Genomic DNA, 19,518 nt, shown 5'->3' with positions numbered 1-19,518 from the left:
CAACCTACAGAATGCCGAGATTGCGCTGCAGTTCGTAGGGCGTCACCTGAAGGCGGTAGTCCTGCCATTCTGCCCGCTTGTTGCGCAGGAAGTGCTCGAACACCTGCTCGCCGAGGATCTGCGGCATGAGCTCGGAATCCTCCATGGTCCGGATGGCGTCGTGCAGGCTGGCCGGCAGCGGGTCGTGTCCCATGGCGCGGCGTTCCGCGGAGCTCAGCGACCAGATGTCGTCCTCCGCCGCCGCGGGGAGCTGGTAGCCCTCCTCGATGCCCTTGAGGCCGGCACCAAGCAGCACGGCGTAGGCCAGGTAGGGGTTGGCGGCGGAGTCGATGCCACGGTATTCGATCCGCGCGGACTGGCCCTTGCCGGGCTTGTACAGCGGGACGCGGACCAGGGCGGAGCGGTTGTTGTGGCCCCAGCTCAGGTAGCTCGGTGCCTCTCCCCCGCCCCAGAGCCGCTTGTAGGAGTTGACGAACTGGTTGGTCACGGCCGTGAATTCGGGGGCGTGCTTGAGGATGCCGGCGATGAACTGGCGCGCCGTCTCGGAAAGCTGGAACTCGGAACCGGCCTCGTAGAAGGCGTTGGTGTCCCCTTCGAAGAGGGAAAAGTGGGTGTGCATGCCGGAACCCGGGTGGGCGGTGAAGGGCTTGGGCATGAAGGTGGCATAGGTGCCCTGCTGCAGCGCGACTTCCTTGATGACCGTGCGGAACGTCATGATGTTATCCGCGGTCTGCAGGGCGTCGGCGTAGCGCAGGTCGATTTCGTTCTGGCCCGGGCCTGCCTCGTGGTGGCTGAATTCCACCGAGATGCCCACCGATTCGAGCATGGTCACGGCGGTCCGGCGGAAGTCCTGGGCCACGCCGCCCGGGACGTGGTCGAAGTAGCCGCCCTCGTCCACGGGGATGGGTGAACCGTCCGGGCCCGGCTCCTGGGACTTGAGCAGGTAGAACTCGATCTCGGGGTGGGTGTAGCAGGTGAAGCCCATGTCCGCGGCCTTGGCCAGGGTGCGCTTGAGGACGTTGCGCGGGTCCGCGGCGGAAGGTTCGCCGTCGGGCGTCAGGATGTCGCAGAACATCCGCGATGTGGCCTCGGTCTCGCCGCGCCACGGCAGGATCTGGAACGTGGCCGGATCCGGCTGGGCCAGCATGTCGGATTCGAAGACGCGGGCCAGGCCTTCGATCGAGGAACCGTCGAATCCGAGTCCTTCCTCGAAGGCGCCTTCCACCTCGGCCGGGGCCAGCGCCACGGACTTGAGCGATCCCACGACGTCGGTGAACCACAGGCGCACAAACCGCACATCGCGCTCTTCGATCGTCCGCAGGACAAACTCTTGCTGGCGGTCCATACTGGCCTCTTTCCGGTTCTTCCATCCGCCCCGGGCCCGGCATACATGGGCCCCGCGGCTGCTCACGGTTCACTTTACTAAGCATTGCCACCGATTGCTGAAGCCGGACCCCCGCGTAACACACCGTTAACACAAAGCCGGACGAATTCGCGGCGGGAAGGGGCATTGCGCCCTCGCGCAGGCCACCCGTGTGACGTGATTCACGCCGGGCGGGGGCAACCCGCGGTAGCTGCGGCACTTCGTCTCGCACTACGCTCGTGGCATGGCCTCAAGTAACAGCTCCGATTCCAGCACGCCCGCAGAACTTGCGGCCCCCTACGGCAGCGGCCCGGCAGCGGCTTCAGCGGCCGCCTCTTCGGGCACGTCGGCCAGTGGCACCGGCGGGACTGCCGACGGCGGCGCCGGCGGGGCTGCGGAGGCGGCCCGGAAACCGGTGGCCAGGATCCGCACGCATCATCTCCAGGCGGCCAAGGCCAACGGTGAGCGCTTCGCCATGCTCACCGCGTATGACCAGTACACCGCAGAAATCTTTGACCAGGCAGGCATCGAGGTGCTCCTGGTCGGCGATTCGGCCTCCAACAACGTCTTCGGCAATGAAACCAGCCTTCCCGTGACGGTGGACGAGCTCCTTCCGCTGTGCCGCGCCGTCGCCCGCTCCGCACGGCGGGCCCTGGTGGTCGCTGACCTGCCGTTCGGCAGCTACGAGGTCTCGGCCCAGCAGGCGGTTGCCACCGGCGTCCGGTTCCTGAAAGAGGGCCTGGCCCACGCCGTCAAGATTGAAGGCGGAAAGTTCTACGCCGAGACCGTCCGCGCCATGGTCCAGGCCGGCATCCCAGTCATGGCGCACATCGGTTTCACCCCGCAGAGCGAACACTCCCTCGGCGGCTACCGCGTCCAGGGCCGCGGCGATGACGCCCAGCGGTTGATCGACGACGCCGTCGCGCTGGCCGACGCCGGCGCGTTCAGCGTGCTCATGGAAATGGTCCCGGCCGCCACGGCAGCCGCCGTGGATGCCGCCGTCGACGTCCCCACGGTCGGCATCGGCGCTGGCAGCGCCACCACCGGACAGGTCCTGGTGTGGCAGGACATGGCCGGTTTGCGCGGCGGAAAGATGGCGAAATTCGTCAAACAGTACGCCGACCTCCGCACGTCGCTCAGTGACGCCGCAAAAGCCTACGGCGACGACGTGCGCTCAGGCCAGTTCCCCGGCCCGGAACACTCCTTCTAGTTCCGCTCCAGCGGGCCCCTGACCTCCCGGATCCGGGGCCTCTTTTGCAAGACCTCATCCTTCACGGGCGATGCGTTGCGCCTCAGGTGCGGGCAGGCTGACCAATAAGGTCCGCATTAGGACCTCAAGATGTTCCGCCGGCCCCGACGGTTTCATGCGCTAAGCGTAAGGTCAGGCTCCGGCGGACACGATTCGAGGAGTATCGATGGACACGAATAGCTTCTGGGACGTTCTGCTCTGGAGTTTCTGGTTCTTCATCTGGATCGCTGCGCTGATGGTGTGGTTCCGCTGCCTGATGGACTTGTTCAGCGACCACGAGCTCAGCGGCTGGGCCAAGGCCGGCTGGGTTATCCTGCTGATCTTCGTTCCCTGGCTCGGCGCCCTCATCTACCTGATCGCCCGGGGCCGGAGCATGACCGATCGTCAGATGAAGATGCTGGCCCAGCAGCAGGCTGCCCAGCAGGAGTACATCAAGCAGGCCGCAGGCTCGACGGCCAGCCCGGCCGGCCAGATCGCCGATGCCAGGGCGCTGCTTGATTCCGGAGCCATCAACCAGACCGAGTTTGATTCCCTCAAGGCAAAGGCCTTGGCCTGACACGAAAACGGGCTACGCCCGACATGAGAATCACCTGGCTTGGTCACTCCACGGTGGTTCTGGATCTCGACGGGGTTCGGATCCTCACCGATCCGCTGCTCCGTTCCCATGCCGGGTTGCTCCGACGCCTGGCACCGCGTCCGGACCCGGTCTCGTGGGACCGACCGGACGCGGTGCTCCTCTCTCACCTGCACCACGACCACGCCGAGTTGCGCTCCCTGCGCATGCTGCCCGGGGCACCGCTGATGAGCGCGCCGGCGAACGTGGCCTGGCTGCGTCGCCGAAAGCTGGCGCACACAGTTTCCTTGGGCGACGGCTGGACCCCGGTAGGCAGCGGCGTCCAGATTCGCCAGGTGCCGGCCGAGCATCGCAGCCGGCCAATGCCGCACCGGCCCAACGACGCCAATGGCCAGCTCGTCCGCGGCCAGTCGGGCATCGTGTGGATTGCGGGTGACACGGGCTTGTTCCCGGAGATGGCCGCGCTCCCCGCCATGGCCGGAGGGCCGATCGATGTCGCCCTGGTGCCGGTCTGGGGGTGGGGACCGAGGCTCTCGGCGGGACACCTGACTCCGGAGACCGCCGCCCGGGCTGTCGCGATGAGCGGCGCACGGTTCGCCCTGCCGGTGCACTGGGGGACGCTGCACCCTCCGTTCGTCACCTACTTTGCCCGGAGCTGGCTCGAGCGGCCCGGCCGCCGGTTCGCCGCTGCCGTGGCGGAACAGGCTCCCGGCTGCACGGCAGTCGTCCTCGCTCCCGGCCAGACCTGGGTCGCGCCCTCGTAAGCCCAGGGCCTCGGATTGGACCCGCCCCGGGAAATCCCCCCGTTGGTCGCTCAGCCGCGGGACGCCGTCGTGGCGCGCTGGCCACAGGACTCAAGCATCGCCACCAGCACCCGGTGGAGTTCCCCGGCACCCTCGATCCGCTCGGGCAGCCCCGCCATGAGATCGGCCGGGCCCATCAGCACGGCGCGGTCCTGCCAACCCCCCAGTCCCCCGTGGGATCCCACGAGGCCTTCGAACGCTGCAACGTCGCCGGTCACGGGATCCACCGCGCTGTTGACATAGAGATCCGGCGCCTCGGGGTGCATCAGCGCGAGATTCAGCACCCGCGCCGCATGCGGCCCGAAACCGGCCAGCGGGTCGGTGCCCTCCACTGCCCCGCTGGTGATATTGACGCGCCCGCCGCTTCCGATCGCCCACGCCCCGCCGTCCTCATCGATGCCGGCCACGAACCCGACGCCGGGATGGCCCGCCAGGCCAGGGACCAGGGCAGGCCACCGATGCTCGAGGGTCTGGAGACTCAGGCGCCGGTCACCGCGCAGGTACACCAGGCCCAGGTTGCCCGAGCCCAACACGACCACCGGATCCTCCGCGCCGCCCGGGCCGGAAGTCTGCTGTGCCGGCGTCTCTTGTGCCTTGGTCAGCACCTCGTCCGCACGGCCGGCGAGCTTCCCGGACAATCCGCCAGTGGCAACGTCGCCGGCGAGGGAGTCCGCGCGCCCGAGCCCCTCGACGGACGCGTCCACGTTCTGAACGTGTTCCTGCATCAGTTCCGCGCACAGATCACCAAGCGCCTGGCCATACCGGTCCGCGAACGGCGTGCCCTGGGACTGGCCGTGGTCCGAGAGCACCACCAGCCGGTAGCGGCGGGGAGCGGACCCGGCGAGTTCGGCCAAGGCACCGAGCGTGCGGTCCAAGCCATCCAGGGCTGCAAGCGACTCGGGGCGGAACATGCCTGCGTGGTGGGCGATCTCGTCGTAGTCAACGTAGTCGACATAGATGCACTTCGTGCCGCGACGCAGTTCCTCTGCCACCAGCGCCGTGTTCAGGTCCCGCAGCAGACCGTTGGTGACTGCCCGCAGCAGGGCGAAGGTCCAGTCCCGCCGCACCCGCGGATTGAGGTCACGTTTGACCTGTCTCCGGGCCTGCCAACGCTCCTTGAAGATCTCGGCGACGGTCCGCGTGAAGCTGCGCATGAAGCCGTTCGGGGTGGCAAAAAACCAGGCGAACGCCCGGCGGGTTTGGGTCGAGCCGCGCCGGACCTCTACCCGGCTCATCGTCAAAAACGAGCGGGGCGCGTCACCGGTGAACAGGTTCGAGATGGAGACGCCGTCGTCGCAGAGCAGTCCCTGGCCGGTGCTGTGCCTGTCCTCGATCACCCGGGCGTCTGCCGGACGGTTGGCCACCAGGACGCGTTGGAGCTCACGGTCATACCACCGGAAGGCCGGGATCCCGGCGACCGTGCCGTGCAGAATGCCCATCTGGCTCGCCGGCGTCGTGCAAGGCAGCTGGGGAGTCCATTCACGGAACTGATAATCCCCCGAGGCCAGCCAGCGGCGGAGATGGGGCACTCCCCCGGACTGGATAGCCCACTGCAGCACCGGGAAGGGGACCCCGTCGAGCTGGACGAACAGGACACCGTCCACCTCCGGATCGGTCACCGTTTCCTGCCGGCGTGCCCGTCCTGCCAGCGAGGTGATGAGGCCGTCATCGGTTCCGGCTGTGGTGGCCCACGAAATGAGCGTGCCCACCACGGCACTGACCCAGGTAGCGGCGAGGGCTGTCAACGGCGTCGACTCGATGCCGGGCACCAGACGGATGGCGACGTACATGATCAGGGCCTGCCCCACCAGGGCGGTAAGAAGTACTGCCACCCAGCCCACCCTGGCCGAGATCTCCACCAGCACGGGGCGCAGGACCAGGCCGACGAGGCCGGCTGCCGCCGCCACGGCGGCGTATGACCACCAGCTGGCCGCAGAGAACCCCGGCAGCAGGGCGCCGGTGATAATGAGGGCTACAGTCGAGGCAGCCCAGGCAAGGGCCAGCCTGGCGAGGTCTGATATTCGGGCGCCGCGGGTGCGGGCAACGCGCGTCGGCATTTTCCCAGTATGGCTGTCGGCAACCGGCTCGCACCCACCCTCACAGGGTGAGAATCACGGGCCGGGAGAAAATCAGTCAGCCTGCGCGGTGTCCGGTCCGCGATCGCCGGGGGACGTTCCCGCGGGCGCAGCAGGCCCTACGGGCTAGTCGTCCTCGTCCTTGTCCCAAGCCTCATTGCGCGCCTTGACCTTTTCCAGGGCGTGTTCGGCTTCCTCACGGGTCTTGTACGGTCCGATCAGCTGGCTCCAGTCGGACATCGCGTCTTCCTCGATCTCGTGGGTGTTGACGTTGTACCAGTATTCGGGCATCGGGGCTCCTTCATGGCCCGGAGCGTGTCCGGGTGTCTTTTCCGGGGTGTATTTTCCGGGCTGTATTTTCCGGGGCGAGCCCGGGGGCTTATATGATCAATCTATGCCTTCTCTAGCCTCAACTGCACCCATCGGCACGCTGGTCCAGGGGACAGTGAGCCCGCAGCTTCCCGTGCCGCCGTCCATCCCGCGTCCGGAATATGTGGGCAAGCCGGCTCCTGCGAAGTTCACAGGGTCCGAGGTCAAGTCGGCGGAGACCATCGAGAAGATCCGGATCGCCTCCAAGATCGCCGCCCAGGCCATAGTGGAGGTCGGCAGGCACATCGAACCCGGCGTCACCACCGACCAGCTGGACCGGGTGGGCCATGAGTTCCTGCTGGACCACAACGCGTACCCCTCCACCCTCGGATACCGGGGCTTTCCGAAGTCCCTGTGTTCGTCCCTCAACGAGGTCATCTGCCACGGGATCCCGGACAGCACGGTGGTCCGGGACGGCGACATCCTCAACATCGACATCACGGCCTTCATCGGCGGCGTCCATGGCGACACCAACTACACCTTCCTGGTCGGCGACGTCGACGAGGAATCCCGCCTCCTCGTCGAGCGCACCCGGGAATCGCTGACCCGCGCCATCCGGGCGGTGGCTCCCGGACGCGAAATCAACGTGATCGGCCGGACCATCGAGTCCTACGCAAAGCGCTTCGGCTACGGCGTGGTCCGCGACTTTACCGGGCACGGAGTTGGCGAAGCCTTCCACACCGGGCTGATCATTCCGCACTATGACGCGGCCCCGGCATACAACACCACCATGGAAACCGGTATGGTGTTCACGATCGAGCCGATGCTGACCCTGGGCACCGTTGACTGGGACATGTGGGCCGATGACTGGACCGTCGTGACCCGCGACCGCAAGCGCACCGCCCAGTTCGAGCACACCCTGCTCGTGACGGAGTCCGGTGCCGAGGTCCTCACGCTGCCCTGACCGTCTGCTCCACACGCTAGTTCACGGAGCCACCCCGCTCTTTCACCGCCGGCCCTGCCCGGTCACTACAGCCCGCCCCTGCCACGAACGGAACGACATTGGCCAAGAAGGACGAAAAGTCGAAGAAGAACGCCCCCCTGATCGGCATTGACATCGGTGGGACCGGAATCAAGGGCGGGATCGTGGACCTGAAGAAGGGGAAGCTGATCGGTGACCGCGTGCGCTTCCCGACGCCGCAGCCCTCCACTCCTGAGTCGGTGGCCGAAGTCGTCGCGCAGGTTGTCGCCGAGCTCTCGGCCCGTTCCGATGCCCCCGACGCCAGCAGCCCCGTGGGCGTGACCTTCCCCGGCATCATCCAGCACGGCGTGGTCCATTCGGCCGCGAATGTGGACAAGTCGTGGCTGGAAGCCGACATCGATGCCATGCTCACGGCGCGTCTCGGCCGCCCGGTGGAGGTCATCAACGACGCCGACGCCGCCGGACTCGCCGAGGCCCGCTTCGGTGCCGGCGAGGGAGTCGCCGGCACGGTGCTGGTGATCACCCTTGGCACCGGCATCGGCTCGGCGTTCATCTTCGACGGCAAGCTGGTTCCCAACGCCGAACTCGGCCACCTGGAGATTGACGGCTTCGACGCCGAGACCAAGGCCTCAGCCGTGGCCCGTGAGCGCGAGGGCCTCAGCTGGGAACAGTACAGCGTCCTGCTGCAGCGCTACTTCTCCCACGTGGAATTCCTGTTTTCCCCCGAGCTCTTCATTGTGGGCGGCGGCATCTCCAAGCGTGCGGACGAGTACCTGCCGCACATGAAGCTGCGCACGCCGATCGTCCCGGCCGAGCTGAAGAACGACGCCGGGATCGTGGGCGCGGCCATCGAGATTGCCCTCAAGCACAAGCTGGCAAAATAAAGGCCCATCGCGCCGTAAAACCACTTGAGCTGTCACTCCGGGTCGTTCTGAACGCTGGGAACGACCCGGAGTGATAGCTCAATTTCTTTGTGGAGCGGTGAGGTGGAGCCGGTGGTGGCTGCGGCTTCCCCTCCGCTGCCACCACCGGAGTCTGTGGTGGATCCTGGGACGCAGTCGCCAGGACAATCAGGACATTTACGACGGCGCCTGCAGCGGCCGCTTGTCCGGGCTCTTGCCGTCCCGGCCCTTGGTCTCTGCCTCATGGCGAAGCAGGGAAATCGCCGATTCGAAGTCCTCGAGCGATTCGAAGGCCTGGTAGACGCTGGCGAACCGCAGGTAGGCAACCTCGTCGAGACGCTGCAGCGGCTCCAGGATCGCCAGCCCGACTTCGTGGGCCTCGATTTCGGCGGCGCCGGAGCCCCGGATCGCCTCCTCGACTTCCTGCGCCAGCAAGGCGAGATCGTCTTCGGTGACCGGGCGGCCCTGGCAGGCCTTGCGCACGCCGTTGATGACCTTGCTGCGGCTGAACGGCTCGCCGACCCCGGAGCGCTTGATGACGGTCAGGCTCGTGGTTTCCACGGTCGTGAACCGGCGGCCGCATTCGGGGCACTGACGGCGGCGCCGGATGGCGGAGCCGTCGTCGGCGATCCGACTGTCCACGACGCGCGAATCAGGGTTTCGGCAGAACGGGCAATACATGTCGGTTCCTCCCCTGTCGCAATCCGCTGTGACCTCAGTTTACGACTAGATGTAGCCGAATAACAAGCCTGTAATTACTACATGTAGTGGTCTGGGTCCTGAACTACCGTGCGGCGAACCGCACCGTGACGGCCTCGCCATGCGCCGGCAGGTCCTCCGCGCCGGAGAGGCTGACGATATGGCCGCTGACCTGCTCCAACGCGGCCCGGCTGTAGTTGATGACCTGGATGGCGCGCAGGAACGTGGTCACATTCAGTCCGGAGGAGAAGGCCGCGGTGCCGCTGGTAGGCAGCACGTGGTTGGAGCCGGCGCAATAGTCCCCCAGGCTCACGGGGCTGTAGTCCCCCACGAAGATCGCACCGGCGCTGCGGATCCGGCCGGCCACCCGGGCGGCGTCGGCGGTCATGATCTCAAGGTGTTCCGCGGCATACGCATCGCAGGCGGCAATGCCCTGCTCCAGGTCCTCGACCAGCACCACCCCGGACTGCGGGCCCGAGAGCGCCTCGCGGACGCGGCTGGAGTGCTTGGTGGCAGCGGCCTGCCGCTCAAGCTCCACGCGGACCTCTGCGGCGAGGGCTTCGGAGTCGGTGAACAGCACCGATGCAGCCTTGGGGTCGTGCTCGGCCTGGCTGATGAGGTCCGCGGCCACAAGGGCAGGACTGGCGGTGGCGTCCGCGAGGATCGCGATCTCCGTGGTGCCGGCCTCGGAATCGATCCCGACAACCCCTTTAACCAGGCGCTTGGCGGTGGCCACGAAGATATTGCCCGGACCGGTGACGACATCCACGGGGTCGATCCCGGGGAGGTGGCCGCCGTCGGACGCGTCGGCCGGGATGCCGTAGGCGAAGGCCGCAATGGCCTGTGCTCCGCCGATCGCGTAGACCTCCTCGATGCCCAGCAGGCAGGCCGCAGCCAGAATCGTGGGGTGCGGGAGGCCGCCGAAGTTCTTTTGCGGCGGCGAGGCCAGGGCAATCGATTCGACGCCGGCGGCCAGGGCCGGGACCACGTTCATGATCACCGAGGACGGGTAGACCGCCAGGCCGCCGGGGACATAGAGCCCCACGCGCGCCACCGGCACCCAGTTCTGGCTGACGACGGCGCCCTCGCCGAGTTCGACGTCGATGTTCGCCGGGCGCTGGGCGTCGGCAAAGGCGCGGGCCCGCTTGATGGACTCCTCCAGGGCCGCGCGGACGGCGGGATCCAGGTTCTCGAGGGCTGCACGCAGCGCCTCGGCCGGGACGCGGGGATGCGTCTGCTCGACGCCGTCGAAAGCCAGTGCCAGCTCCCGCAGTGCCCCGAAGCCCCGCGCGCGGACGGCGGAGATGATATCCAGGACCTTGCCCTCGGCGTCGGCCATCGTCCCGGACTGTGCCCGGGGCACGGCTGCGCGGAGTCCGGCGAGAGACAGGTGCGCACCGCGCACGTCCACCGTGCGGAAGTTAAGGGCGGCGGTCATCGGGGTCACGGGGCTGTCAGGAGTTAGGCTCACCCGTTCATTTTACGTGCCCCGCCGCGGCGGGGTTTGCCGCCGTTGCCCGGGAAGAGGCTGTTCAGGAAGATGGCCAGGGCGATCGCTGCCGGCCAGATGGCGAGGACCGCATAGGAGCGCAGGGAGAAGGCGACGCTGGCGCTGGCCGAAGTATCTGCCGGCGCTCCCCACCATTGGGCGCTGAGCACACCGGTTCCCCACGCGATGAGCGCACCGGCAGCGCCGGCGAGGACCACGAGGACAACAGTGCCGGGGCCGGGCTGCTGGTGCTTGTTGCCGGCGACGAACGACCCGGCAATGCACCCTGCGAGCAGGCACAGCCCCGCCAGCACAAGGTCACGGGGCAGCCAGGTGGCGGTGTTGGTGCCGGCGGCGAGGTCAGGGTTTCCGGTCAGGAGATTCAGGCCCGACGGCGCCAGAAGCCACCAAAGCAGCCCCACCGGGATGCCGGCGGCCGCGATGACCGCGGCCTTCCGCCATGTCCCCCCGGAACCGGGCTGCCCCTCGGGACGCCGCTCGGGCTGTGCGGGCTCCCCGGCGTGGTGGACGGGGCCGTCGACTGCGGACTGTGTCATGCAACAAACCGTAACAAGGATTCCCGCGGCGCATGACGCCGGCCGGCAGCACATGACGGGAGACGTAAAGAAAATGCCGCACTCGATTCCCCTGCGCAATACGCTGGCAGAGTAGAAGTACGACACGCACGTGCAGCAGGGAGTTGGATCGCAGTGGCCACAGATGAAGGTATTTTCGAGGGAACATTCAGGGAAATGTTCCGCCGGCACGCGGCGGGCGTGGCCATCATCACGGCCAACCACAACGGCGTCCCGTTCGGATTCACGGCGACCTCCGTGGCCTCGCTGTCCGCCAAGCCGCCGCGCTTTACGTTCAACATGGCCAGGACCTCCAGCTCGTGGCCGGCCGTGGCGAACACGACCTACATTGGCGTGCACATGCTCGGGCTGGAAAACCAGGAGCTCGCCGACCGTTTCGCCCGGGCCGGCAACCGGTTCGACGGCGACCACTGGGAGCTCGGACCCCACGAGGTGCCCGTGCTCAAGGGAGTCAGCGGCTGGCTGATCGGCAAGGTCCAGATGCGGCTCTCCTTCGAGAACAACGCGGTCGTGGTGGTGGAGGTGGTGGAGGGCCAGGTCGGCGACGACGGTGTTCCCCTGCTCTACCACTCCGGGGCCTACAGCCAGCCCGTTCCGCTCGACTACGAGATCTGACAGACGCCTCTACGGGCCACGGCAAATTAACACGGCACATTAAAACTTCCCCGGTGGTGCATCCGGCGACGGCCTTCGGCCGGTATTAAGGGTGTAAGCACAACCACCGCCCCCATGTGGGCCCCGATGAGGAGTTGGAAATGCGCAAGACACTCTCTGCAGCCACCGGAGCAATGACGCTGCTGGCAGCACTGGCCCTGGCCGCCCCGGCCCAGGCCGGGACCTGGCATCACCGCGACGAGGGAACGGCAAAACTGTCCGTCCTCCACGGCGTTCCGGGCCTTACCGTCGATGTCTGGGTCGACGGCAAACTCGCCCTGGACAACTTCAAACCGGGCACATTGGCCGGGCCGTTGAACGTCCCCGACGGAGACCACAAGGTCGCCATCACCGGCGCCGACGCCACCAGCGCCGACCACCCCGTGATAGGCCCGGTCACAGTGGACCTCGAAGAAGGTCGGGACTACACAGCGGTCGCACATCTGGCCGCTGACGGGACGCCCACGGCCACCCTTTTCACCAATGACACCTCCGCCAGCCCGGATGGAAAGGGCAAGCTGACCGTCCGGCACGTCGCTGCGGCGCCCGCCGTCGATGTCCTGGCCGGTGGCAACGCGGTCATTGAGGGACTCACCAACCGGCATCAAAAGACCCTCACTCTCAAGGCCGGAACCGTCCCGGCCTCGGTCGCAGCCGAGGGAACCACTGCCCCGCTGATCGGCCCGGCCGACATCAAGGTCACTGCGGGGAAAAACACCATCGTCTACGCCTGGGGAAGCCTCGCCGACAACAACCTTGGGGCCGCCGTACAGGTAGTGGACTCCTCATCGCGCGGACACAAAGGCCACCACGAGTAAGCCAACCGGAGCTCCAGCAGGCATCCTGTTTTCTCGCCCGGTGGGGTCGCATCAACCGCGGCCCCACCGGCACGCACACAGCGACAGCCCGGAAGGCTGACCCAGTTCGACCATGGCGGAGTCCCCGCGCGAGCGGCATAATGTGGTGCAACAGGGGCCACTGCCGCTCAAAGGAGCACCTGATGGAGGCTGCCGCATCGCACGATTGGGACTCCGGTCTCGACCACGCATTTGCCGGCGGCGACGAACGCGTCCTCGCGGAGGCGTACCGACGGTTCAGTCCGCTCGTCTACACGCTGGCGCTAAGATCCTTGGGAGAGCGTGCCGCTGCCGACGACGTCACCCAGGAGGTCTTCATTCGGGCCTGGAAATCACGGACCACGTTTCGCCCGGAGGCGGCGCGGCTGCCGGCATGGCTGATCGGGATCGCCCGCAATGCAATCTCCGACGCCTTGTCCGCTCGCTCCCGCCAGCGCCATCTCGAACAAGCAGCCACTCTCTTGGTCGTTGACCCCGCTTCCCGCCCGGACGCCGGGGACGTAGAAGAGGTCGCCGACCGCCTGACGTTGGACGAAGAACTGGAGCATTTAGGGGATCCACAGCAAGCAATAATGCGGCTGGCGTTCTATGAAGACCTGACTCACGACCAGATCTCGTCGCGCCTCAACTTGCCGCTCGGTACTGTCAAAAGCCACATCCGGCGCAGCCTCACCCGCTTACGCACCCGCCTGGAGGTGGAACATGGAACACCTTGACGCCGAACTTCTTAGTCTGCTGGCCCTTGGCGAGCCCCTGGGCACGGACGCCGACGCCGACCACCTCGCCAGCTGCCCCACGTGCAGCGAAACCCTCCGAGGCCTGCAACATACCGTGCACGTTGCCACCCTCGACACCGCAGGCATCGAACTCGAGCAACCCGGCAGCCAGAACTGGGCCGCCATCCATCAGGCCCTCGGCCTCTCGCCGGCCCTCGCAACGGATCCCTTGAGCCAGCCCAGCTCCGGGCACCCTGCACCGGAGAAACCTGCCGCGGCGGAGGCGCGCCCGAACCACGGCGGCGGCACAAAGCCGGCACCGATACCACTGCGGCCCCGCGCCAAAGACAGGCATGGCCGTCCCGGTCTGTGGGTTATCGCGGCTGCGGCCGGAATCGTTCTTGGCACGGCCGCCGGATGGACCGCTGCCGGAGTTCTCGGACACACCGGCACTCCCACACCCACCTCCACCCAGTCGGGTCCCGCTTCGACAGTCGTCGCCCAAACGTCCCTGACTCCGCTGCCCGCACATACCGGGAGCGGAGACGCCCGGGTGGAGCAACTCCCCGATGGAACCCGGCACCTGATCATCCGGCTCTCCAACGACCACATCACCGGATTCCGGGGAGTGTGGGTCGGCTCTGCCGACCTGTCCAGAATGGTCAGCCTGGGTGTCCTCGACAATGAATCCGGCATCTTCACCATCCCGGACGGCATTGATCTGGCCCAGTACCCCATCGTGGACGTCTCCAACCAGCCATACAACGGGAACCCGGCCCACTCCGCCGACAGCATCGCCCGGGGAACGCTCAACCCGAAAACATGATCCTCGGATGCTGTGCGTGAACCCTCGCGGGGCGGCGATACTCAGGGTGCCCTGGATCGCTCAGCCTTGCCTGGCCGCCAGCAACCCCCTGCATGTCAGTTATCCAAACAGGTCGGGCCGAGCAGCACCTTCAGATCGCCGAACAGTGACGGGCTCGGGTTGACGCGCAGGTGCACCGGCAGGCCCATGACCTCCACCCGGGTGTCGCCCTGCAGGTGCAGGCGGACCTCCGAATTTCCGCGGTGGGTGCGCAGCACGTCGCCCAGCTCGGTGACCACGGCCTCGGTGGCCTTGTGCGTGGCCATGGTGATCACCACGGGCCCGTTCTGGCTGTCGCTGAGGTCCGGCACGGAGAGTTCCATGCAGTTCAAGGTGACGGCGCCGTCGTCGCGCCGCTGCAGCCGGCCCTTGACCACCACGATCAGGTCCTCCGCGAGCACCGAGGCGATGGGGCCGTAGACCTGGCCGAAGAACATGACCTCCATGGAACCGGCGAGGTCCTCGATTTCGGCCCGGGCGTAGGCGTTGCCGCTGGCCTTGGCGATCCGCCGGCTGAGCGAGGTGATCATACCGGCGATGGTCACGATCGAGCCGTCCGGCGGGCCGTCTTCGGCGATGATCGAGGTGATCGACCGGTCGGCGTGCTGGCTCAGGAGCCCTTCCAGTCCTTGCAGCGGGTGGTCGGAGACGTAGAGGCCGAGCATGTCGCGCTCGAACGCCAGTTTGTCCTTCTTCTCCCATTCCGGCAGGTCCGGGATCTCGGTGCTGAGCGACGCCTCGGGCTCCTGGTCCTCAAAGCCGGCGAAGAGGTCGAACTGGCCGATCGCCTCGTTGCGCTTGAGGGTGATGACGGAGTCGATCGCTTCTTCATGGATCATGGCCAGGGCCCGCCGGGGGTGGCCGAGCGAGTCGAAGGCGCCGGCCTTGATCAGGGATTCGATGGTGCGCTTGTTGCAGACCACTGCCGGGACCTTCAGGAGGTAGTCCTTGAAGGAGGTGTAGGCGCCTTCTTTTTCGCGCGCCGCCACCATGGCTTCGACGGCGTTCACGCCGACGTTGCGGATGGCGCCCATGCCGAAGCGGATGTCGGTGCCCACAGGGGTGAAGTTGAGGGCTGACTCGTTGACGTCGGGCGGCAGCACCGTGATGCCCATGCGCCGGCATTCGTTGAGGTAGATCGCCGACTTGTCCTTGTCGTCGCCCACTGAGGTCAGCAGGGCAGCCATGTACTCCGGCGCGTAGTGCGCCTTCAGGTACGCGGTCCAGTAGGAGATCACGCCGTAGGCGGCCGAGTGCGCCTTGTTGAAGGCGTAGTCGGAGAACGGCAGCAGGATGTCCCAGAGGGTCTTGACCGCGGCCATGGAATAGCCGTTGTCCTGCATACCCTGGGAGAAGCCGGCGAACTGCTTGTCCAGCTCGGACTTCTTCTTCTTGCCCATGGCGCGGCGCAGGATATCGGCCTGGCCCAGGGTATAGCCGGCGAGCTTCTGCGCCACGGCCATGACCTGCTCCTGGTACACGATCAGCCCGTAGGTCCCGCCGAGGATTTCGGACAGCGGTTCCTCGAGCTCCGGGTGGATCGGGATGACTTCCTGGATCTTGTTCTTGCGCAGCGCGTAGTCGGTGTGCGCGTTGGCGCCCATGGGTCCGGGCCGGTAGAGGGCCAGCACGGCGGAGATGTCCTCGAAGTTGTCAGGCTTCATCAGCTTGAGCAAGGACCGCATGGGACCGCCGTCGAGCTGGAAGACGCCCAGTGTGTCTCCGCGGGCAAGAAGTTCGTAGGACGCCGTGTCATCCAACTCGAGCGTCTCGAGGTCGAGCTCGATGCCGCGGTTCATTTTTATGTTTTCCAGGGCATCGGAAATGATCGTCAGGTTTCGCAGCCCGAGGAAGTCCATCTTGATCAGGCCGAGGCCTTCGGACGTCGGGTAGTCGAACTGGGTGATGACCTGGCCGTCCTGGAAACGGCGCATGATCGGGATCACGTCGATGATGGGGTCCGAGGACATGATGACGCCGGCGGCGTGCACGCCCCATTGCCGCTTCAGGCCCTCGATGCCCAGCGCCGTCTCGAAGACCTTGGCGGCCTCCGGGTCGGTGCTGATGAGCTGGCGGAAGTCGCCGGCCTCGCTGTAGCGCTTGGACTGGGGGTTCTGAATGTCGGCCAGCGGGATGTCCTTGGCCATGACCGCCGGCGGCAGCGCCTTGGTCAGCTGCTCGCCCATGCTGAACGGGTAGCCCAGCACACGCGAAGAATCCTTGAGGGCCTGCTTGGTCTTGATGGTGCCGTAGGTGACGATCATCGCCACGCGCTCGTCGCCGTATTTGCGGGTGACGTAGTCGATCACTTCGGAACGGCGCCGGTCATCGAAGTCGACGTCGAAGTCAGGCATGGAGACGCGGTCCGGGTTGAGGAAGCGTTCGAAGATCAGGCCGTGGTGCAGCGGGTCCAGGTCGGTGATGCGCATCGCGTAGGCCACCATGGAGCCGGCGCCGGAGCCACGTCCGGGACCGACCCGGATGCCGTTGTTCTTGGCCCAGTTGATGAAGTCGGCGACGACGAGGAAGTAGCCCGGGAAGCCCATCGAGGTGATGACTTCGAGCTCATAGTCGGCCTGCTTGCGGACCTTGTCCGGGATGCCCTGGGGATAGCGGTAGCGGAGTCCCTTGTCGACCTCCTTGACCAGCCACGACGTTTCGTCCTCCCCCTCCGGGCAGGGGAACCGGGGCATGTAGTTGGCGCCGGTGTTGAAGGAAACTTCGCAGCGTTCGGCGATCAGGAGCGTGTTGTCGCACGCCTCGGGGTGGTCGCGGAACAATTCGCGCATTTCCTGCGGTGACTTCAGGTAGTAGCCGCTGCCGGAGAAGGCGAAGCGCGAGCCGCCGTTGTCGTAGGTCGGCTCCAGGAGGGTGGAACCGGACTGGATGGCCAGCAGGGCCTCATGCGCCTTGGCGTCATGCTCGTGCGTGTAGTGCAGGTCGTTGGTGGCCACCAGCGGCAGGTTCAGGTCCTTGGCCAGGCGCAGGAGGTCACCGGTGACGCGCCGCTCGATGTCCAGGCCGTGGTCCATGAGCTCACAGAAGTAGTTCTCCGCCCCGAAGATGTCGCGGAACTCCGCCGCGGCCTCCAGGGCTTCGCGGTACTGGCCGAGCCGCAGCCGGGTCTGGACCTCGCCGGACGGGCAGCCGGTGGTGGCGATGAGCCCTTCCGAGTAGGTGTTCAGCAGCTCCCGGTCCAGCCGGGGCCATTTACCGAAGACCGAGTCCAGCGAGGCGATCGAGGAGGCCCGGAAAAGGTTCCGCATGCCCACGTTGTTGTAGCTGAGCAGGGTCATGTGCGTGTACGAGCCGCCGCCGGAAATGTCGTCCTTGCGCTGGTACTCCTCGCCCCAGCGCACACGGGTCTTGTCCGTGCGGGCGGTCCCGGGAGTCACATAGGCTTCGACGCCGATGATGGGCCTGATGCCCTGGTCTGTTGCGCGCTTCCAGAAGTCGAAGGCGCCGAACAGGTAGCCGTGGTCCGTCGTGGCGAGGGCCGGCATGCCGAGCCGTTCGGTTTCGTCGAACAGCTCACCGAGCCGGGCGGCACCGTCCAGCATCGAGTACTCGGTGTGGTTGTGGAGATGGACAAACGAGTCGTTGCTGGAAGTCACCGCACCATTCTAGTGCCGTGCCACGACGGCGGCGTGCAGCCACGGCGATGGGCACCGAACGGCGGCAACGGGCGGCCCGGCAGAACCCCGTGGATTCAGGCCGCCCGTGCCGTGCGGCTCAGGCGTTTCCGGACTCCAGGACCGTCAGCGCGTACTGCAGGTCCTGCGGGTACTCGCTGGCGACGGTAACCCGCTCCCCTGTCCGCGGGTGGTCGAAGGACAGTTCCCGGGCGTGCAGCCACTGCCGGGTGAGGCCGAGGGTGGCGGCCAGCCTCGGGTCCGCGCCGTAGGTGAGGTCACCGGCGCAGGGGTGGCGCAGGGCCGAGAAATGCACGCGGATCTGGTGGGTGCGGCCCGTTTCGAGGTGCACCTCCACGAGTGAGGCCTTCCCGAAAGCTTCCAGGACCTCATAGTGCGTCACCGAATCACGGCCGTCCTCGGTCACGGCAAACCGCCAGTCATGGCCCGGGTGCCGGCCGATGGGCGCGTCGATGGTGCCCGCCAGCGGATCGGGAAGGCCCTGGACGACGGCGTGGTAGACCTTGTCCACGGTGCGCTCCTTGAAGGCGCGCTTGAGCACGGTGTAGGCATTTTCGGTCTTGGCCACCACCATGACGCCGGAAGTGCCGACATCGAGCCGATGGACGATGCCCGCGCGCTCCGGGGCGCCCGACGTCGAAATCCGGTAGCCGAGCCCGGCGAGGCCACCCACCACCGTGGGTCCCACCCAGCCGGGCGAAGGGTGGGCGGCGACACCGACCGGTTTGTCGATGACTACAAATTCGTCATCGTCCAGCAGGATCAACAGGTCGTCCACTACTTCCTCCACGATTTCCAGGGGGTCCCTGCGGTCCGGCACCACGACCTCAAGCACGGTGCCCAGGGTGAGTTTGAGGGACTTTCCGACCTTCCCTGCGTTGCTGGTGACGTTGCCTTCGGCGATCAGGACTGCGGCCTGCGAGCGGGAGATGTCCATCAGCCGGGCCAGTCCGGCGTCCACACGGGAACCGGCGAGGTCCTCCGTGACGGTGAAGCGGTGGTGCCCGGCTGGTGCGGTGCCGGCTTCGGCGGCCATATCGGCCGCCATATCAGCGGCGTTTCCTGAGGCAGTGTCAGACATCGTTGGCCACCGTATCCTTCGTATGGCGCGAGCCGTCCAGGGAGATTCCGCGGAGCGTGAGCAGGCAAATGATCACGACGGCGGAGACGACGGCGGAGTCGGCGATGTTGAAGATCGCGAAGTTTGGCAGCTGGATGAAGTCCACCACATGGCCCATCGCGAAGGACGGCTCGCGGAACAGCCGGTCCGTCAGGTTGCCGAGTGCGCCGCCGAGCAGCAGCCCCAGCGCCAGGGCCCACCAGAGCGAACCGAGCTTGCGCAGCTGCAGCAGGATCGCGACAGACACGGCCGCCATGATGATCGTGAACACCCAGGTGACGTTCTCGCCGATCGAGAACGCCGCCCCCGAGTTGCGGATGTAGAACCAGTGCAGCAGCGGGGGAAGCACGGGGATCCGCTCACCCTCGGTCATGGTGGTCGTGACCCAGAGCTTGGTGAGCTGGTCGAACACGTAGGCGAAGACCGCGAAGGCAGCGAACAGGACAAACAGCTTTGCCCGCCGCGGCCGGGCGCGCCCGGGCTGTGCCGCCTCGACAGGCTGCATGGCGTCTGGTGATGGTGCGTCAGTCATAAGGCTTTCGATCGGGAGCCAGTGCGGGGACCGGGTTCAGGTACCGGCAAGCGCCGGGCACCTGGGCCGGTGCCGGCACG

Annotated in this window: 18 protein-coding genes; 9 read left to right on the top strand and 9 right to left on the bottom strand. The window is 66.8% G+C overall.

Going from position 1 to position 19,518, the window contains the following annotated elements:
• Positions 1 to 4: 4 nt before the first annotated feature.
• A complete protein-coding gene (glnA, locus tag AC1DKN_RS04935) occupies positions 5 to 1,345 on the bottom strand; it encodes a type I glutamate--ammonia ligase (RefSeq protein WP_028275859.1) in 1,341 nt (446 codons plus the stop codon).
• A 262-nt stretch (positions 1,346 to 1,607) separates the two neighbouring features.
• On the opposite strand from glnA, the gene panB reads away from it, so the two are divergent.
• The 3 genes from panB to AC1DKN_RS04920 all read left to right on the top strand — a co-directional run bounded on the left by panB (position 1,608) and on the right by AC1DKN_RS04920 (position 3,950).
• Positions 1,608 to 2,573 carry a 3-methyl-2-oxobutanoate hydroxymethyltransferase gene (gene panB / locus AC1DKN_RS04930; RefSeq protein WP_476870584.1) on the top strand — a complete coding sequence of 322 codons (966 nt, stop codon included), beginning with the start codon at positions 1,608 to 1,610 and terminating at the stop codon, positions 2,571 to 2,573.
• 205 nt (positions 2,574 to 2,778) lie between these two features.
• Positions 2,779 to 3,168 (top strand): SHOCT domain-containing protein, encoded by a 390-nt coding sequence (locus AC1DKN_RS04925; RefSeq protein ID WP_028275861.1) that lies wholly within the window; start codon positions 2,779 to 2,781, stop codon positions 3,166 to 3,168.
• Positions 3,169 to 3,191: 23 nt separating this feature from the next.
• Positions 3,192 to 3,950: an MBL fold metallo-hydrolase gene (locus AC1DKN_RS04920; protein WP_476870583.1), complete on the top strand. Its 759-nt coding sequence runs from the start codon at positions 3,192 to 3,194 to the stop codon at positions 3,948 to 3,950.
• A 50-nt stretch (positions 3,951 to 4,000) separates the two neighbouring features.
• Here AC1DKN_RS04920 and AC1DKN_RS04915 read toward each other — a convergent pair whose 3' ends face one another.
• The gene (locus tag AC1DKN_RS04915) at positions 4,001 to 6,046 is read right to left on the bottom strand and encodes a phage holin family protein (protein WP_476870582.1); all 2,046 of its coding nucleotides are present in this window, start codon (positions 6,044 to 6,046) and stop codon (positions 4,001 to 4,003) included.
• A gap of 144 nt (positions 6,047 to 6,190) precedes the next feature.
• Positions 6,191 to 6,355: an SPOR domain-containing protein gene (locus AC1DKN_RS04910; RefSeq protein WP_018772367.1), complete on the bottom strand. Its 165-nt coding sequence runs from the start codon at positions 6,353 to 6,355 to the stop codon at positions 6,191 to 6,193.
• A gap of 103 nt (positions 6,356 to 6,458) precedes the next feature.
• On the opposite strand from AC1DKN_RS04910, the gene map reads away from it, so the two are divergent.
• Together map and ppgK are read left to right on the top strand one after the other, a co-directional pair.
• On the top strand, positions 6,459 to 7,337 hold the full coding sequence (map, locus tag AC1DKN_RS04905; protein ID WP_476850429.1) for a type I methionyl aminopeptidase: 879 nt from the start codon (positions 6,459 to 6,461) through the stop codon (positions 7,335 to 7,337).
• A 98-nt stretch (positions 7,338 to 7,435) separates the two neighbouring features.
• Complete coding sequence (gene ppgK / locus AC1DKN_RS04900) at positions 7,436 to 8,239, top strand: polyphosphate--glucose phosphotransferase (protein ID WP_223916650.1); 804 nt, start codon at positions 7,436 to 7,438, stop codon at positions 8,237 to 8,239.
• Positions 8,240 to 8,434: 195 nt separating this feature from the next.
• Here the strand turns inward: ppgK and nrdR are convergent, their stop codons facing one another.
• The 3 genes from nrdR to AC1DKN_RS04885 all read right to left on the bottom strand — a co-directional run bounded on the left by nrdR (position 8,435) and on the right by AC1DKN_RS04885 (position 11,002).
• Entirely contained in the window at positions 8,435 to 8,938 is a 504-nt protein-coding gene (nrdR, locus tag AC1DKN_RS04895) for a transcriptional regulator NrdR (protein ID WP_028275865.1), read from the bottom strand.
• Between the two features lie 103 nt (positions 8,939 to 9,041).
• On the bottom strand, positions 9,042 to 10,394 hold the full coding sequence (gene hisD, locus AC1DKN_RS04890) for a histidinol dehydrogenase (protein ID WP_374208246.1): 1,353 nt from the start codon (positions 10,392 to 10,394) through the stop codon (positions 9,042 to 9,044).
• A gap of 29 nt (positions 10,395 to 10,423) precedes the next feature.
• Positions 10,424 to 11,002 (bottom strand): hypothetical protein, encoded by a 579-nt coding sequence (locus AC1DKN_RS04885; RefSeq protein ID WP_476870581.1) that lies wholly within the window; start codon positions 11,000 to 11,002, stop codon positions 10,424 to 10,426.
• Between the two features lie 195 nt (positions 11,003 to 11,197).
• Here AC1DKN_RS04885 and AC1DKN_RS04880 point away from each other — a divergent pair, with 195 nt between their 5' ends.
• From AC1DKN_RS04880 to AC1DKN_RS04865, 4 genes are all read left to right on the top strand, one after another.
• The gene (locus AC1DKN_RS04880) at positions 11,198 to 11,656 is read left to right on the top strand and encodes a flavin reductase family protein (RefSeq protein WP_018772361.1); all 459 of its coding nucleotides are present in this window, start codon (positions 11,198 to 11,200) and stop codon (positions 11,654 to 11,656) included.
• A 140-nt stretch (positions 11,657 to 11,796) separates the two neighbouring features.
• On the top strand, positions 11,797 to 12,513 hold the full coding sequence (locus AC1DKN_RS04875; protein WP_230008335.1) for a DUF4397 domain-containing protein: 717 nt from the start codon (positions 11,797 to 11,799) through the stop codon (positions 12,511 to 12,513).
• Positions 12,514 to 12,695: 182 nt separating this feature from the next.
• Complete coding sequence (locus tag AC1DKN_RS04870) at positions 12,696 to 13,268, top strand: RNA polymerase sigma factor (RefSeq protein WP_476870580.1); 573 nt, start codon at positions 12,696 to 12,698, stop codon at positions 13,266 to 13,268.
• Positions 13,255 to 14,094 carry an anti-sigma factor gene (locus AC1DKN_RS04865; RefSeq protein WP_476870579.1) on the top strand — a complete coding sequence of 280 codons (840 nt, stop codon included), beginning with the start codon at positions 13,255 to 13,257 and terminating at the stop codon, positions 14,092 to 14,094. The genes AC1DKN_RS04870 and AC1DKN_RS04865 overlap by 14 nt, the downstream gene beginning before the upstream one ends.
• Positions 14,095 to 14,189: 95 nt before the next feature.
• On the opposite strand, the gene dnaE is transcribed toward AC1DKN_RS04865, so the two are convergent.
• The 3 genes from dnaE to lspA all read right to left on the bottom strand — a co-directional run bounded on the left by dnaE (position 14,190) and on the right by lspA (position 19,438).
• A complete protein-coding gene (gene dnaE, locus AC1DKN_RS04860; RefSeq protein ID WP_476870578.1) occupies positions 14,190 to 17,747 on the bottom strand; it encodes a DNA polymerase III subunit alpha in 3,558 nt (1,185 codons plus the stop codon).
• Between the two features lie 118 nt (positions 17,748 to 17,865).
• Entirely contained in the window at positions 17,866 to 18,834 is a 969-nt protein-coding gene (locus AC1DKN_RS04855; RefSeq protein WP_028275872.1) for an RluA family pseudouridine synthase, read from the bottom strand.
• Between the two features lie 25 nt (positions 18,835 to 18,859).
• Positions 18,860 to 19,438: a signal peptidase II gene (gene lspA, locus AC1DKN_RS04850; RefSeq protein ID WP_476870577.1), complete on the bottom strand. Its 579-nt coding sequence runs from the start codon at positions 19,436 to 19,438 to the stop codon at positions 18,860 to 18,862.
• Positions 19,439 to 19,518: the final 80 nt, after the last annotated feature.

The sequence above is a fragment of the Arthrobacter sp. 01N444 genome (genome assembly GCF_056399305.1).
Note: the sequence above shows the minus strand (reverse complement) of the source record. Positions and strands in the feature narration are given on the sequence as shown.

Coding starts and splice junctions, on each gene's coding strand:
- glnA (WP_028275859.1), bottom strand. CDS start 1,345: ATGGACCGCCAGCAAGAGTTTGTCCTGCGGACGATCGAAGAGCGCGAT.
- panB (WP_476870584.1), top strand. CDS start 1,608: ATGGCCTCAAGTAACAGCTCCGATTCCAGCACGCCCGCAGAACTTGCG.
- AC1DKN_RS04925 (WP_028275861.1), top strand. CDS start 2,779: ATGGACACGAATAGCTTCTGGGACGTTCTGCTCTGGAGTTTCTGGTTC.
- AC1DKN_RS04920 (WP_476870583.1), top strand. CDS start 3,192: ATGAGAATCACCTGGCTTGGTCACTCCACGGTGGTTCTGGATCTCGAC.
- AC1DKN_RS04915 (WP_476870582.1), bottom strand. CDS start 6,046: ATGCCGACGCGCGTTGCCCGCACCCGCGGCGCCCGAATATCAGACCTC.
- AC1DKN_RS04910 (WP_018772367.1), bottom strand. CDS start 6,355: ATGCCCGAATACTGGTACAACGTCAACACCCACGAGATCGAGGAAGAC.
- map (WP_476850429.1), top strand. CDS start 6,459: ATGCCTTCTCTAGCCTCAACTGCACCCATCGGCACGCTGGTCCAGGGG.
- nrdR (WP_028275865.1), bottom strand. CDS start 8,938: ATGTATTGCCCGTTCTGCCGAAACCCTGATTCGCGCGTCGTGGACAGT.
- hisD (WP_374208246.1), bottom strand. CDS start 10,394: ATGACCGCCGCCCTTAACTTCCGCACGGTGGACGTGCGCGGTGCGCAC.
- AC1DKN_RS04885 (WP_476870581.1), bottom strand. CDS start 11,002: ATGACACAGTCCGCAGTCGACGGCCCCGTCCACCACGCCGGGGAGCCC.
- AC1DKN_RS04880 (WP_018772361.1), top strand. CDS start 11,198: ATGTTCCGCCGGCACGCGGCGGGCGTGGCCATCATCACGGCCAACCAC.
- AC1DKN_RS04875 (WP_230008335.1), top strand. CDS start 11,797: ATGCGCAAGACACTCTCTGCAGCCACCGGAGCAATGACGCTGCTGGCA.
- AC1DKN_RS04870 (WP_476870580.1), top strand. CDS start 12,696: ATGGAGGCTGCCGCATCGCACGATTGGGACTCCGGTCTCGACCACGCA.
- AC1DKN_RS04865 (WP_476870579.1), top strand. CDS start 13,255: ATGGAACACCTTGACGCCGAACTTCTTAGTCTGCTGGCCCTTGGCGAG.
- AC1DKN_RS04855 (WP_028275872.1), bottom strand. CDS start 18,834: ATGGCGGCCGATATGGCCGCCGAAGCCGGCACCGCACCAGCCGGGCAC.
- lspA (WP_476870577.1), bottom strand. CDS start 19,438: ATGACTGACGCACCATCACCAGACGCCATGCAGCCTGTCGAGGCGGCA.